Genomic DNA, 14,295 nt, shown 5'->3' with positions numbered 1-14,295 from the left:
TGACATGCCTTATCACTCAGCAGTGTCTTTGGCATGACGCCACGCTTCCATCCCGCCCAGATAGATGTCGAGATTATCAAAGCCTCGGCTCGCCAGCCAGCCTGCAGCGACTGTGGCCCGTGCGCCGCTAGCACACATCAACGTATAGTGACGATGCTTATCAAGCGCCTGCCAGCGCTCATTGAGATGGCCGACATAGATGTGCTCTGAGCCTTCGATCGCATGGGCGGCGCGCTCGTCAGCGTCACGAACGTCGAGGAGCACCCAGTTTTTTTGGTCGATATCCTTATCATTACCATTCAAACGTTTGTTGACCTCATGGGTGTCGATCATCGGTATCTGCTGCAGACGCTCGCCCTGCTTGGCCGCAGCGACCACACCCACATAGCCGCCCACCACATCATCAAGCGCCACCCGCACCAGATGTGTCATGGCAGTAGCCAACTGCGCTTCATCTGCTGCCACCAACACAATACGCTCGCCTTCACCGATAAACCAACCGACAAAGGCAGGAATCATGCTGACTGGCAGACTCATAGAACCTGGGAAGTGGCCAGAAGCGTACGCCATCGTCTCGCGGATATCGATGATATGATCGGCATCAGAGTCCTTAAACTGTGCCAATGTCAAATTGCGCGGGCGCATGATAGCTGGCGGCGCGTCACCGCCTTGCATATTTAAGCGCTCCATCAGTCTAAAATACGGCGGCTGATAGTGATTTTCATTGATTTTTGCATCAATAAAAGCGTCGCGCTCTGTGATTTGTAAACGCGGGTTATTTAGCCGCTCATGCCCGACGCTAGAAAACTCACGCTCTGCCATACCTGAGCCGCAGACCGACCCCGCCCCATGAGCCGGATAAATAATCGCCTGATCGCCCAGTGCTAAGATTTTTTGTAGTGAGTCGTAGAGCAGTCCTGCCACCTCTCTACGGCGGTTAGGATAAAAATCCGTACGACCGACATCCCCTACAAACAAAGCATCTCCAGTAAACACACCTACCGCCTTGTCTGGATAAGCGCTGTCAAACATCGCGTACGCTAGGTGATCATCGGTATGGCCTGGTGTCTCGAGCACCCGAATCTCAAGCTGCCCAATCGCGAAACAATCACCCTCATACACCGTCTGCGCATAGACGATAGGCTGCTCTGGATTTGGACCATGAAAAACCGTCGCCCCTGTCATGTTCGCCAAAATCGGCGCGCCTGAAACCAAATCCTCATTACGATGGGTTTCAAATATATGCGTAATCTCAAGCCCAGCGGCACGTGCTTTTTCTACATAAATCGCACAATCACGGCGCGGATCAATCACCGCCGCTTGACCACCCGACCCCAACAAGTAAGATAGATGAGCCAGTCCAGGTGTCTTGATTTTTTCGAGTAGCATCGTTTTGTCCTTTATATTTATCGTTATCGTTGATGTTTTATGTCGTTATAATTTATTCAAGCCGGTGCTTACCGCTTATTGAATTGATGATTTTTTATAAGCTATTTTATGGGCAAGCAGCTCACACCAATATTTATTTAAAAGTTAGCACAGACCAGCGCCACTCCCCAATATACAATAACATATATTAACATAGCCATTATCTGCTTTGGTGCTAAGCGATGAGTAGCGCCGCCCGACTGTGAAAACAGATTGATAAGAATAGGTTGATAAGAATAAATTGATAAAACCTTACTGATCAAAACAGCACGCATAAAAAATCGGCCTGCAAGCAGACCGATTGGGGCATCATTTTTATGTTTTTTATGAAGAGCTATACAGACGTCTTGGCGCTAGGAGTATCTACGCGGCTGATGGTAATACCGGTAAAACCGAATATCAATGTCAAGAGCAGCGACAAATAGCAGAAGAACGCATAAGGCAAATAATCCAGTACAGGAACGCCTAACGCCTGACTGATAAACACCCCGCACACACTCCATGGTACCAATGGATTGATGACCGTACCTGCATCCTCAATGGTGCGTGATAGATTTTTGGGATGCAAGTTCAAGCGCTCAAAGGTTGGGCGAAACGCCGTTCCTGATAGCAGGATGCTCAAATACTGCTCACCGATCAGCACGTTGATACTAAGCGCAGACATCGCCGCGGCAAAGATTGCGCGCCCTGCGGTGGTCAAGCTGCCTTTAATCCCTGATAGCAATGCTGGCAAAATACCCAATGCCGTCAGCAAGCCACCCAGACTGAGCGCCAGCACCACGATTGCTTGGGTAAAAAACATGCTTTGTACACCGCCGCGCGATATCATCCCTGCCACTTCGCCCAGCTCTAGCGACTCAGCTGGCGTATAGCCTGCAAACAAATAGCCTCCCAACTGCCCGATACTGGGTGAGCTATGAAAATAGGTGACGATAAGGGCGACAAAAATAGTACAGATGATGGTATAAATAGCGTTGACGCGAAACACTGCCAACCCTACCAACACGACAAAAGGCAGTACCGCGTAGTTTTGTACCAAGCCACTGTCTATCAGCTGGTTTTGTAGCACAGTCACTTGACTTAAGTCCGAGCTCACCGTCTGCCCCGAAAAAAACCAAAACAATATCACGGTCAGTATCCATGCAGGGATGGTGGTATACATCATATTGCGAATATGGGCAAACAGATCAATCCCCACCACAGATGAAGCGATGGTACAAGTATCGGACAGCGGCGACATCTTATCACCAAAAAACGCGCCCGACACCACCGCACCTGCAGCGATAGCGACGTTGGCATCAAACGCATGGCTCATGCCGATAAAAGCCACCCCAAGAGTCGCCGCGGTCGTCAAGCTACTGCCTAAGGCCACGCCGATGATAGAGGTCAGTACAAACGCTGAAATATAGTAATACTCGGGCGATATAAGCTGAAAACCAAAATACATTAGCGTCGGAATGGCACCAGACATCATCAAGGCGGCGACCATTAGACCAATAAAAAAGAACAAATATATCGCGCCAATACCGCGCATCACGCCAGAGGCCATTTGCGCTTGCATATCATCGAAGCTGAGGCCTCGAAACAAACCGATGGCCAGTAGGACACAGATAGCGAGTATCAACGAGAGATGAGGCACCCAGCCAAAGCCGATCATGGTGACGCCCATGATAGCGATGACGATGGCAGAGATCATAAATGCCAGTTGAGAAGAGATTTGAGTGAGTATTTTTGGTGGCATCACACATCCTTAGATTGCCAGTGGATTTGGCGTTAGGGTTGGCTTTGGTGTGGCAAGTTTAATCAGTTGCTCTGATTATTGCTACCCTGATTATTTACCAAGTAGGCTATCGGTCTTGGCAGCCATGACAAAATCATTGCGATGCAGCCCCTTAATACTGTGTGACCACCAAGTAACCGTGGCCTTTCCCCACTCGACCAATATGCCTGGATGATGGCCTTCTGCTTCGGCGATATCGGCAAGCTCGTTGGCAAATGCCATGGCCGCGACGAAGTTTTTAAACTTATACTGGCGCTGCAACTGCCGGATACCATCGACCTCGATAAGTGACCAATCAGGAATCTGCGTTAATAACTCGCGCGCTTCAGTCTCACTGACTGTCGGGGCACCGATACGGCAGGCTTCGCAGCTGGCTTGGGATAGTGTCGTCATAATAAACTCCTTTTATTGTCATGATTACGTTTTTACGTGATATACGTCCGTGTTAAAGCAAATAAAGTAAATCAGCAGTTGGCTTCCCTGGCATAGGTCGGCTCAAACAAACCCAGTGACATCGCTTGCTTGACCACGCCCATGATATCGCTGTCGACGATATCAAACAGCGTATCCAGCTCATCAATCACATAATAAATAGGCTGGATATGGTCGATACGATAAGGGGTGCGCAGCACATCGAGCAAATCAAACGCCCGATGCTCAGGCGTGTCGCTCAGCGCATATAATGTCTCAGATGGTGAGCTTAAGATACCACCACCATAGATTTTGCGGTCTTTTGGGGTATGGCCTACCAGTCCAAACTCGATGGTAAACCAATAGAGGCGCGCCAAAAACCACCGCTCTTCTTTGCTGGCGTTGAGACCTAATTTACCATAGGTTTCATTAAAAGCGGCAAATGCAGGATGAGTCAGCAGCGGGCAATGGCCAACGATTTCATGAAAGATATCCGGCTCTTCGATATAGTCCATGTCATTCATGCGGCGAATAAAAGTCGCAACAGGAAAACGCCGCTGGGAGAGCAGTTTAAAAAACTTACCAAAGCTAATCAATGCTGGCACAGCAGCCGTTTGCCACCCTGTGGTCGCCTGCAAGACATCATCGATAGTAGCCAATTGCGGAATCTGGGTGGTGGGTAGCTGCAGCTTTGTTAGGCCGTCTAGATAGGCTGAACAGGCGCGATTGGGGATTTGTTTGGCTTGTCGCTCGAGCAGCGTTTGCCACATGAGGTGCTCATCATCGCTATAGGCAATATGGCCATCACTGTCGGGCTGGTGCGAGACATATGGCTGCTTTTGCGGCGCTTCTAGATAGGAAGCTTCTAGACGAGAAGCCGCTAGATGGGCGCTGCTATTAGTGGTATTGATATTAGTATTAGTGCTATCGGTAATTGAGCTGTCGGCGGCTTGTTTTTTGCCGAGGTCGTTTTTGTGACTGCCGCTGACAGCGCGTTGATAAGAGGGGGTATGTGAGAGGCGATCCATGCCTGTACTCCTTGTATGACGATTGTTTTTTCTATCAGCCCTTTGTCCTCTACCCGTTGACCATACAAACTGGCGCGTCGATCACGTCACCTAATCGGTCAAACAAGCCAGCCAGTCAGACCAGCCAATGCGGATAAGACTAAAATACGCAAGCCAACTGCTACGTATAATGAAGCAAGTGGACAAGACAAACTCCTTTTGCCTTGCCCGCCGCTGCTATAGCGCTTCTGTTTCTGGTTGACCGACAGCGCCGCGGCGCACTTGGTCGCGTTCGATAGATTCAAACAACGCCTTAAAATTACCTTCACCAAAGCCTTCTGCATAATCGCCTTTACGCTGGATAAATTCAAAGAACACCGGACTGCCTAAGATGGTCTCGGAAAAAATCTGTAGCAGTAAGCGAGGCTCGTTGCCCTCAGTCGTGCCATCTAGCAAGATACCGCGTGTTTGCAGTGCCGCGACATCCTCACCATGACCCGGCAGACGCTCACTTAACATGTCGTAATAAGCATCGTTTGGCGCAGTCATCAGCGGAATGCCCGCCGCTTTGAGCAAATCGATGCTCTCCAGCAAGTCATCACTGGCTAAGGCAATATGCTGAATGCCTTCGCCATTAAAGTGCATCAAATACTCTTCGATCTGCCCGCCGCCCTGCTTTGATTCTTCATTAAGTGGGATGCGAATTTTGCCATCAGGGGCGGTCATGGCTTTACTGGTAAGGCCTGTGTACTCGCCTTTGATATCAAAATAACGGATTTCGCGGAAATTAAAGATACGCTCATAGAAGTTTGCCCAATACGCCATTCGGCCGCGGTAGACGTTGTGCGTAAGATGATCGATGACTTTAAAGCCATAACCGGTAGGCTGTCTGTCGACGTCAGCAAAAAACTCAAAATCGACATCATAGATAGACTCACCGTCTTTGTAGCGGTCAATTAAATATATCAAAGAGCCACCGATGCCTTTTATCGCAGGCAAGCGCAGCTCCATCACGCCTGTTGGCACCTCGACAGGCTGCGCGCCCATCTCAATGGCACGCTCATAGGCTTTTTTGGCATCTTTCACCCGAAATCCCATACTACACGCCCCTGCGCCATGCTCTTCTACAAAATAGCTGGCGTGGCTTTTTGGTTCACGGTTTAAGATGAGATTAATATCGCCTTGACGATAAAGCGCCACGTCCTTTGAGCGGTGGTTGGCGATGTGGCTAAAGCCTAGCTGCTTAAACAATGCATCGACAGCGTGTGGCTCAGGTGAAGCAAACTCTACAAAATCAAATCCGTTTAGTCCCATTGGGTTTTCAAATAAATCTGCCATGGTCATCATCCTTAATATCAATTACTGCTAAAAATAATTAGTGCTAAAAATCGTCACTATCAATCCGTATCAAACCTTAAATCAGCGTAAAAATTTGTCTATATCAATAACGCTTATTGACGATGCATTTATATTAGATTAGCTTTATTTATAAGACTAATTGTTTTTTATGATTTATTTATCAGGTTTACTTATGAATATCAGTATTCGCCAATTGACCGCTTTTATCACTGTCGCTGACAATGGCAGCTTTACCCGTGCCAGTGACCAGATGCATCTGACCCAATCTGCCGTGAGTGGTTTGATCAAAGAATTAGAATCCAGCCTCGGTATCGTGTTGTTTGACCGCACCACCCGCCAGCTATCGTTGTCCGCTGTAGGTCGCCATCTGCTGCCACAAGCGCGGCGGGTACTAAATGAGATGCATCTATTTGAAAACGAAGCCAGTAGTTTGACCAGCTTGGCGCAAGGCCAAGTCAGACTGGCGGTGTCGCAGTTTGCAGCCTCCTCTATGCCTGCTGTCATCGCTCAGTTTTCCCAAACCTATCCTGATATCAGCGTGTCGTTATTAGATTGCTCGGCCGAGAATGTCCTACAGCACATCCAAAATATCGAGGTAGACTTAGGCGTCGGTACCGAGCTTGGATTTATGGAGATGGATGATGACATCAGTACCGACTTACTGTACGAATTGCCGTTTTGTGTGGTGATGCCAGAGCAGCATGTGTTGGCACAAAAAAGTGAGATCGTCTGGCAAGACTTGCTAGAGACGCCGCTCATTACCTTGCAAGGGCCATTTATTGAGCAAGTCACCACCGAGCTTGATGAAGCGGTCGCCGCCCATATTCAGCAAGCGCGCTACAAGGTCAATTTTATGTCGACAGCGCTGGAGATGACGCGTCAAGGGTTTGGTATCACGTTGTGCCTACCCTATATGCCAGAGGTGATCGACTGGGTCAGCGCCAATGGCTTACAGATGCGGCCACTTGCTCATCCAGTCAAGACAAGGCGGTTTTTTATCTATCAACGCTCATCACGAGCGCTAGCGCCTGCAACGGTTGCCTTTAAGCAGTTTTTGCAAACGTATTTTGCGCAGCACTTCACCGATCTGCATGGCTAATAGTGCCCCTAAAAGTAAGCGATGATGGGCATAAAACCCTTGCAATACCTCTGATGATAACTTAGCATAAGACATAAATTATACTATAAGTAATAAATTACGTATTGCGTAATCAACCTTATATTTCTTATTCACTCACTTTTTATCACCTAACTTTGTCCTTTATTTTTTTAGCAAGGAGCATCTTATGTCAACGATTGACAAAAACTTGACTTCGTTTATCGAGGTTGCCGCCGACTCTGATTTTTCTATTCACAATCTGCCTTATGGTATTTTTAGCGATACCAAGACTCAAGCAAAGGCAGACAATCGCCGTGCTGGCGTGGCAATCGGTGAATACGTACTGGATTTGTCTGTGCTTGAGTCAGCAGGTCTTCTAGATTTAGCAGGCGGGCCGTACTTTAACCAGCCGACCCTAAACGCTTTTATTGACTCAGGCCGAGATAATTGGCAAAAGGCGCGTGCGACAATTCAAACGCTACTATCTGACGCAGACAGTACCCTACGTGACGACACCGAGCTACAAAAAAAGGCGCTGTTTAAGCAAGCAGATGTCACCATGCATCTGCCCGTTCACGTGCCAGGCTTTACCGACTTTTACTCGTCTAAAGAGCACGCAACCAACGTCGGTACGATGTTTCGTGACCCAAACAACGCGCTGCTGCCCAACTGGACAGAGATGCCAGTCGGTTACAATGGCCGCGCCAGCACGGTCGTCGTCAGTGGCACCGATATCGTGCGTCCCTCTGGGCAGCTAAAACCAAATGCGGATGAGCGCCCTATCTTCTCACCTTGTAAGCGCTTGGATTTTGAGCTAGAGACTGCGTTTGTCGTTGGCAGAGGCAACCAGCTTGGCCAGCCTATCGCCGTCGATGAAGCATTTGAGCATATTTTTGGCATGGTGTTGCTCAATGACTGGTCAGCGCGCGATATCCAAAAATGGGAATACGTGCCTTTAGGCCCATTCAATGCCAAAACCTTTGCTTCTGAGGTCTCGCCTTGGATTGTCACCATGGAGGCGCTCGCCCCCTTTAAGACTTCATGTCCTACCCAAGAGCCAAAACCGCTGGCGTATCTAAACGAGACCGCCACTGATACTAGCTTTGATATCAATCTATCGGTCGAGCTGCTGCCCGAAAATGCCGAGAGCGCTACTGTCGTTTGTGAGACAAACTTTAAGTATATGTATTGGTCGATGGCGCAGCAGTTGACGCACCACACCATCACCGGCTGTAAGGTAGAAGTCGGCGATATGATGGGCTCGGGGACGATCTCGGGGCCGACACCTGACGCTTATGGTTCGATGCTCGAGATCGCTTGGAACGCGACCAAGCCTGTGACGCTGGCCGGCGGTGAGACGCGCAGCTTTATCGAAGATGGCGATACCGTCATCATGAAAGGCTATAGCGAAAAAGACGGCGTTCGAGTCGGTTTTGGCGAAGTACGCGGTAAAGTCTTGCCTGCCCTGAGCTTTGATTTCTAGCTTTGATTTTTAGCTTTAATTTTGACCACTGATACTGGCTATCACATGGGCGTGCAATGCTAAATAATTGATCACGCTGCCAGAATCTTAGTAGAGCATACGTCCGATCTGATCAGACCGTTGCTCGAATCATACTGGCAGTATGACGCAGGTCACGCCTTATCAAAAGGATATTGATATGAGCTTTACAATTGAAAAAATTCATCACGTGGCTTATCGCTGCAAGGATGCCAAAGAAACTGTCGAATGGTACAAAAAACATCTAAACATGGACTTTATCTTGGCATTTGCCGAAGATCATGTACCCTCAACCAAGGCCTTCGACCCTTATATGCATGTGTTTTTAGACGCAGGACACGGCAATGTCTTGGCATTTTTTGAAGTACCAAATCAGCCTGAGATGGGCTTTGACCTCAATACGCCAAGCTGGGTACAGCATTTGGCGCTGAAAGTAAAAGATCGCGATGCCCTGATGCTGGCAAAAACGCATTTAGAAGACAATGGTATCGAAGTGGTCGGCGTGACCAATCACGGTATCTTTCACTCGATTTATTTCTTTGATCCAAACGGCCATCGCTTGGAGCTGACCTATGACGATGTCACATCAGAAGAAAAAGTATCGATGATTACCGAAGCGATGAAGCACGAGATGCTCGATGAGTGGTCACGTACCAAACGCGCACCCGTCCATACGCAGTTTTTGCACAACGAAGAGTTAGAAGAAGTAAAGCAACAACTCCCTATGGGCGAATAAATAGTCGGTGCAGGACTTGAGTATCGAAAAATAGTGTTAAGGAAAAACAACGTTACATCACATCATAACGCTGCGCGATTGCCCGTATCTGCGTGACCAAATCATGTTGCTTATGTACAGGCAGTTGCTCATTGGTCCCGATGACCGTGATGGCATACTCTAAACCGATAGATGCGTGTTTCTCAGTACTGTGATCGTCTATATGACTTGCCTGTGATGATATCAAAGCAGGCATACTAATGGCGTTGATACCCTTGAGCATATCGCCTGTCACCATGGCATAGCCTTGGGTACGGATATTGGCGCATCGTTCGCTAAACGTCTGACGTTTTTGCGCCATGTCATCATAGGTCTCATGATCACGCCATTCTGCCATCACCAATGGCCAAATAACCGTATCTGACTGATAGCTGGCAAACAGCTGTCCTGTCGCCGAGGTGCTAAGCGGCATCCGTGAGCCCACACGCGTGATGATACTGATGGCGCTATCTGGCTCGACCGACTGGATAATAATAGGCCCTTCGGTAAACCATTTGGCAATCTGTACCCCGCAGTGCAAGGTGTCTTTGATATCATGAGCGATAAGCGTCAGGCGCTCTAGAAGGTTGTTTGGACGGTGGGCGCGGTGGCTTAGCGCGTCGACTCTGTGCCCAAGTCCGTAACGCCCGTCTGCCAATTGCTGTGCATAGTCTTTTCGAATGAGACTGACCAAATAGCGATGACACTTGGCAGGATGCATTTGCAGCGCTTGAGCAATGTCTTTTAACATCATAGGCTCGCGGCGCTCGATGAGGATATCTAAGACGGACAACCCTGTCTCCAAAGACTGGACGCCATTTTTTTGAGTGGTCGGCGCGCTGTCTATAAGGCTTTTGGCTGCTGGCATAATGGACTCGCTAAAAGGCTGGCTTTATTTAGGCTTAGGCCGTGGAATGAGAAGTACAATTTTATAACACTTACGCCTGATTGTATGCATGTGCAGTTGGAGAGCATACATATCTTATGCAACGATAATGACGGGACAAGCTATGGTGGCAACGGGGCGTTTGACTCACAACATAACATAATAAAAGGAAGATACCATGATGAAACTTTACGGTTATTTTCGTAGCGGCACATCTTACCGTACACGTATTGCAATGAATCTAAAAGGCCTAGAGTACGATTATCTGGCAGTCAATCTGGCCCAAAACGAGCAGCTAGCTGAGACGTTCAAAACCCTAAACCCACAAGGATTGGTGCCTGTTTTACAAGCTGATGACGTATTACTCTATCAAAGCCCTGCCATATTAGAGTGGCTAGAAGAGGTCTATCCTGCGCCGCCTTTATTGCCCAGTGATGCTGCTGGCCGTATGCAAGTACGAGCGCTGAGTGCGATGATTGGCTGCGACATACACCCTATTAATAACCGCCGTATTTTACAATACTTACGCCACGAGCTGTCTGTAGATGAAGCGCAGGTCATGACGTGGTGCAACCGCTGGATCAGCGAAGGCTTTGCCGCTTTAGAAAAACGCTTGGCAGCTGACCATACTCGCGGTAAGTTTTGTTACGGTGACACGCCAACCTTTGCAGATTGCTATTTGATACCACAGGTGTCGTCTGCGCGCCGGTTTGAGGTGGACCTCACCCCCTACCCAACCATCGTCGCCATTGATGCTCACTGCCGCACATTAAAAGCCTTTATAGATGCCGAACCGATGCAGCAGCCTGATGCACCACAAGCGATCTAGCTGACCCAATGCCATCACCAGTATCCTATTAAGTGCGATATAGTGAACCGCCCCGACTATGTCGGAGTCTGGTTTACTTGAGTCAGGCAGCGATGCCTGAAAGGATTAAATTATAGTTAGCTGAATGTAAAACTGTTATGGATTTAAACGCGCTACTGGTATAAATTTTACTTGCGTGCTGCGTTCCCAGAGGCTGCGCAAAATTCATCCCAGTAGCGCTATGAGATTTTTAGAGTGTATCGACTATATCATAATACCGCTTTTCAAACTCAAAAGGCGATACATAGCCCAATGCACTGTGTATACGCTTTTTATTGAACCAATCTACGCAATTTAATGTCGCAAGTTGTACATTCGCTAAACCTTGCCAACCTGCTTTTAAATATTCAATCACCTCTGTTTTGTATAACCTATGTCCTGTTTCAGCCAAAGCATTATCAAGGCCTGGTTATATGTTTTTTCTTATGTTATCAAGCCAAGCTCGCATACTTGGTGTAAGCAAGCGATGACGACGCCAAGCCATGACAAGCTCCCATTTTAACTGAGGTTGGGTTAGTGGCAAGCAGACTAATCCTGTCAAATCCAACTTTTGAGTATAATATTGAGGCAAAAGAGTCACACCCATATCCTGTTTTACCATGTCAAGAAGCAAGTGCCACTGATTGGTTTGGCAAATAATATTAGGTTCAAAACCTAGTGATTGACAGTTTTCTATAATCATTGGAGTAAATGATGAATTGGAGGTAAATAAAATTAGGGGTGCATTTGATAGTGACTTAAGTGTTACATTGGTTTTTCGCTTACCCATACGGTTTTTATTTGCTACGACCACCACTGGATAGCAACATATCGACGAGTAGTCAAAATCATCGTCAATCGGCTTCATCAATGTTGCCACATCAAGTTGCCCCTCTAGAAGGGCCTGCTTAAGTGACTCAGCACCATCTTCGATAAGTGAGGTTTCTATACTAGGATGCATTTGGTAAAAGTTAAAAATAGCTTTGCTTAGTATTTCACTGCCTAACGGTGAAATCCCCAGACGCAACTTACCACCTATTAATTGCTGATAATCTACTACTGTTTGTTCAAGATTATCTGCCTTTTGTAAGATATCCACTGCTTGAATATAGAGGTGTTCGCCAATTTCCGTTAAATTAACTAGCCGCTTTTTTCTATGAGTCAACGGCTTATCAAACAGAGCTACGCCTAAATATTCTTCAAGGTTACTGATGGATTTGGTAACGGTGGGTTGGGTTAGATTGAGTTGGATACTAGCCTGAAGAAACCCACCTGTTTTTACGACTGTCACAAAGCAGCGTAATTGCTTGAAAGTTATCATAAATAATAGACCACATTTAAGAGAAAGAACGAAACTTATTATATAAATTAGGAATAAAAATAAAAATATAATTCATAATTTATGACTAGGGTATTTTTATAATAAGTAGTCTCTAATCAACAAACAACAATTATTATGCGTAATCCTAATATTCACTTATCCCTATCCTTTGTAGCTGAAAAAAAACTTAGACTTCAACAGTTCTGTCGCCAATCATGGCTTCATGTCCTTATGCAATGCGCTATTATCGCAGCTGTCTGGTATTGTGCTGCGATATTGGTTGAGTTATTGCATTTACCCGTATCCTCAGGCGTCTTAGGAGTATCTTTAATGCTGATCTTATTAATGAGTGGTGCTATCAAGGTTAACTGGGTCAGACTGGGGGCAAAATTTGTTTTGGGTGAATTAGTATTAATGTTTATTCCACTTATGATGTCAATACTTCAATACAAGGCGCTATTTATCAGTAAGGGCTGGCAATTAATGCTGACAATTATCTTAAGTACCGCGATGGTGATGTTAAGCTCAGCATTCACTTTTATTATGGTGCACCGTTTGCAACGTAGATTGTATCGACATCAGATTCATAAAGCCCAATTAAACCTAAAAAATAATGATAATGCGTGAGGGTTTGCGATGAATATCTGGTCAATCCTTTGTCTCATTTGGACATTAGCTGCTTATTATATGGCTAAAGTAATCTATGTGCGCTATCGAAAATCTTGGCTAAACCCAGCTATCACGGTTCCAGTAATAACGCTTTCATTAATGATTATCTTTAATATCTCTTATGATACTTATTGGAAGGATACAGCTTGGATTGTGCAGTTACTTGCCCCCGCAACGGTTGCGTTTGCTATACCTATTTATGAATATCGTCGTTTAATACGTCAACATGCTTTGGCTTTGACCGCTTCTATAACTGTTGGGATGGTGGTGGGAGTCTTAAGCATATACCTATTCACTGGTTTGTTCCATTTTGATAAGACCTTGACCTATAGCTTGATGGCCCGTTCAATATCGACACCATTTGCGTTAGACTTATCTGAAAAAATCCACGGATCTTCCTCTTTAGTTTCATTGTTTACTTTGATCACAGGGATGGTGGGAATGATTTTAGGGGATATGATTTTGACTTTTTTTCGTATTCGCTCACATCTTGCAAATGGAATCGCATTTGGTAATGCATCACACGGTTTTGGTACAGCCCGGGCAAGTCAGCGCAATGAGGACGAGGGCGTTATAGCTAGTTTAACAATGATTTTAGCGGGATTGTTTATGGTATTCTTAGGCCCTTCATTAATACATGGCGTAATGTTATTTGGGCAAGTTTAAACAAATATAGTCAATCCAACTTAAAGTTGTAACAGCAGACATTGCTGAATAAATGATTTACATTATTCTCACCCCAGCCTTGCCTGAGCGTTTTTACTTCAGTCCACTTCTTCTCAATCGGATTTAGATCAGGGCTGTAAGGCGGTAGCCATAGAATACGGTGACCATGTCGGTTTAATAGCTTTTCGATACGTTTGTTCTTATGAAATCTGGTACTCGAGCATAGCTCTCCCTTTGCACTCGGGCAAAGCAGTGCTTTATCTTCGCTTTCATGGCAACTTCTACGCCGGATTTACTACAGCCCAAACGAGCAGCTCTTTCATAGTAGTAAGCGTCAGGATAGTCAGTAATGTCTTGTTTTAGGGCATCATTAGGTATTTTGCGCGGTGCTCTGACGATGGGCTTGATAATGATGTCTTTTTTCCAGTTAATAATGGTGGTGGGACTCATGTCATAAAGCTTGGCTGCGGTGCGCACGCTCATGCCTTGTTCAAGAGACTGTAATACCTTTTTACGAAGGGTAATGGGGTATGTCATGGTAATTAGCGAGCTGGAATTTAGAATTAT

Annotated in this window: 15 protein-coding genes and 1 pseudogene; 6 read left to right on the top strand and 10 right to left on the bottom strand. The window is 46.5% G+C overall.

Annotated elements, in window-relative coordinates; all coding sequences use genetic code 11:
• Positions 1-12: 12 nt before the first annotated feature.
• From AADH33_RS06420 to hppD, 5 genes are all read right to left on the bottom strand, one after another.
• The gene (locus AADH33_RS06420) at positions 13-1,389 is read right to left on the bottom strand and encodes an MBL fold metallo-hydrolase (RefSeq protein WP_348549912.1); all 1,377 of its coding nucleotides are present in this window, start codon (positions 1,387-1,389) and stop codon (positions 13-15) included.
• A 373-nt stretch (positions 1,390-1,762) separates the two neighbouring features.
• Positions 1,763-3,169: a Na+/H+ antiporter NhaC gene (gene nhaC / locus AADH33_RS06415; RefSeq protein WP_075102381.1), complete on the bottom strand. Its 1,407-nt coding sequence runs from the start codon at positions 3,167-3,169 to the stop codon at positions 1,763-1,765.
• 90 nt (positions 3,170-3,259) lie between these two features.
• Complete coding sequence (locus tag AADH33_RS06410; protein WP_075102380.1) at positions 3,260-3,601, bottom strand: 4a-hydroxytetrahydrobiopterin dehydratase; 342 nt, start codon at positions 3,599-3,601, stop codon at positions 3,260-3,262.
• Between the two features lie 71 nt (positions 3,602-3,672).
• On the bottom strand, positions 3,673-4,647 hold the full coding sequence (gene phhA / locus AADH33_RS06405; RefSeq protein ID WP_241900674.1) for a phenylalanine 4-monooxygenase: 975 nt from the start codon (positions 4,645-4,647) through the stop codon (positions 3,673-3,675).
• Positions 4,648-4,863: 216 nt separating this feature from the next.
• Positions 4,864-5,964 (bottom strand): 4-hydroxyphenylpyruvate dioxygenase, encoded by a 1,101-nt coding sequence (hppD, locus tag AADH33_RS06400; RefSeq protein ID WP_075102379.1) that lies wholly within the window; start codon positions 5,962-5,964, stop codon positions 4,864-4,866.
• 193 nt (positions 5,965-6,157) lie between these two features.
• Here hppD and AADH33_RS06395 point away from each other — a divergent pair, with 193 nt between their 5' ends.
• From AADH33_RS06395 to AADH33_RS06385, 3 genes are all read left to right on the top strand, one after another.
• Entirely contained in the window at positions 6,158-7,084 is a 927-nt protein-coding gene (locus tag AADH33_RS06395; RefSeq protein ID WP_075102391.1) for a LysR family transcriptional regulator, read from the top strand.
• A 196-nt stretch (positions 7,085-7,280) separates the two neighbouring features.
• Positions 7,281-8,567: a fumarylacetoacetase gene (fahA, locus tag AADH33_RS06390; protein ID WP_193833357.1), complete on the top strand. Its 1,287-nt coding sequence runs from the start codon at positions 7,281-7,283 to the stop codon at positions 8,565-8,567.
• Positions 8,568-8,745: 178 nt separating this feature from the next.
• Entirely contained in the window at positions 8,746-9,321 is a 576-nt protein-coding gene (locus AADH33_RS06385) for a VOC family protein (protein WP_100749384.1), read from the top strand.
• Positions 9,322-9,373: 52 nt separating this feature from the next.
• Here AADH33_RS06385 and AADH33_RS06380 read toward each other — a convergent pair whose 3' ends face one another.
• Positions 9,374-10,207 carry an IclR family transcriptional regulator gene (locus AADH33_RS06380; RefSeq protein ID WP_100749385.1) on the bottom strand — a complete coding sequence of 278 codons (834 nt, stop codon included), beginning with the start codon at positions 10,205-10,207 and terminating at the stop codon, positions 9,374-9,376.
• Positions 10,208-10,406: 199 nt separating this feature from the next.
• On the opposite strand from AADH33_RS06380, the gene maiA reads away from it, so the two are divergent.
• On the top strand, positions 10,407-11,054 hold the full coding sequence (gene maiA / locus AADH33_RS06375) for a maleylacetoacetate isomerase (protein ID WP_198411596.1): 648 nt from the start codon (positions 10,407-10,409) through the stop codon (positions 11,052-11,054).
• A 229-nt stretch (positions 11,055-11,283) separates the two neighbouring features.
• On the opposite strand, the pseudogene AADH33_RS06370 reads toward maiA, so the two are convergent.
• Positions 11,284-11,493: pseudogene (locus AADH33_RS06370) on the bottom strand (integrase core domain-containing protein); the annotation flags it as partial.
• A gap of 9 nt (positions 11,494-11,502) precedes the next feature.
• Entirely contained in the window at positions 11,503-12,393 is an 891-nt protein-coding gene (locus tag AADH33_RS06365; protein ID WP_100749387.1) for a LysR family transcriptional regulator, read from the bottom strand.
• Between the two features lie 135 nt (positions 12,394-12,528).
• On the opposite strand from AADH33_RS06365, the gene AADH33_RS06360 reads away from it, so the two are divergent.
• Both AADH33_RS06360 and AADH33_RS06355 read left to right on the top strand, forming a co-directional pair.
• On the top strand, positions 12,529-13,020 hold the full coding sequence (locus AADH33_RS06360; protein ID WP_075102373.1) for a CidA/LrgA family protein: 492 nt from the start codon (positions 12,529-12,531) through the stop codon (positions 13,018-13,020).
• A 9-nt stretch (positions 13,021-13,029) separates the two neighbouring features.
• Entirely contained in the window at positions 13,030-13,728 is a 699-nt protein-coding gene (locus tag AADH33_RS06355) for an LrgB family protein (RefSeq protein ID WP_075102372.1), read from the top strand.
• Positions 13,729-13,738: 10 nt separating this feature from the next.
• Here AADH33_RS06355 and AADH33_RS13185 read toward each other — a convergent pair whose 3' ends face one another.
• Both AADH33_RS13185 and AADH33_RS06350 read right to left on the bottom strand, forming a co-directional pair.
• A complete protein-coding gene (locus tag AADH33_RS13185; protein WP_350339869.1) occupies positions 13,739-13,885 on the bottom strand; it encodes a transposase in 147 nt (48 codons plus the stop codon).
• A gap of 17 nt (positions 13,886-13,902) precedes the next feature.
• Positions 13,903-14,265 carry an IS630 transposase-related protein gene (locus tag AADH33_RS06350; protein ID WP_100749388.1) on the bottom strand — a complete coding sequence of 121 codons (363 nt, stop codon included), beginning with the start codon at positions 14,263-14,265 and terminating at the stop codon, positions 13,903-13,905.
• Positions 14,266-14,295: the final 30 nt, after the last annotated feature.

It is taken from the genome of Psychrobacter sp. KFRI-CH2-11, assembly GCF_038239325.1.
GTDB lineage: Bacteria > Pseudomonadota > Gammaproteobacteria > Pseudomonadales > Moraxellaceae > Psychrobacter > Psychrobacter celer.
The sequence above is the reverse complement of the archived record's forward strand: the minus strand, read 5'-3'. Positions and strand labels throughout refer to the sequence as shown.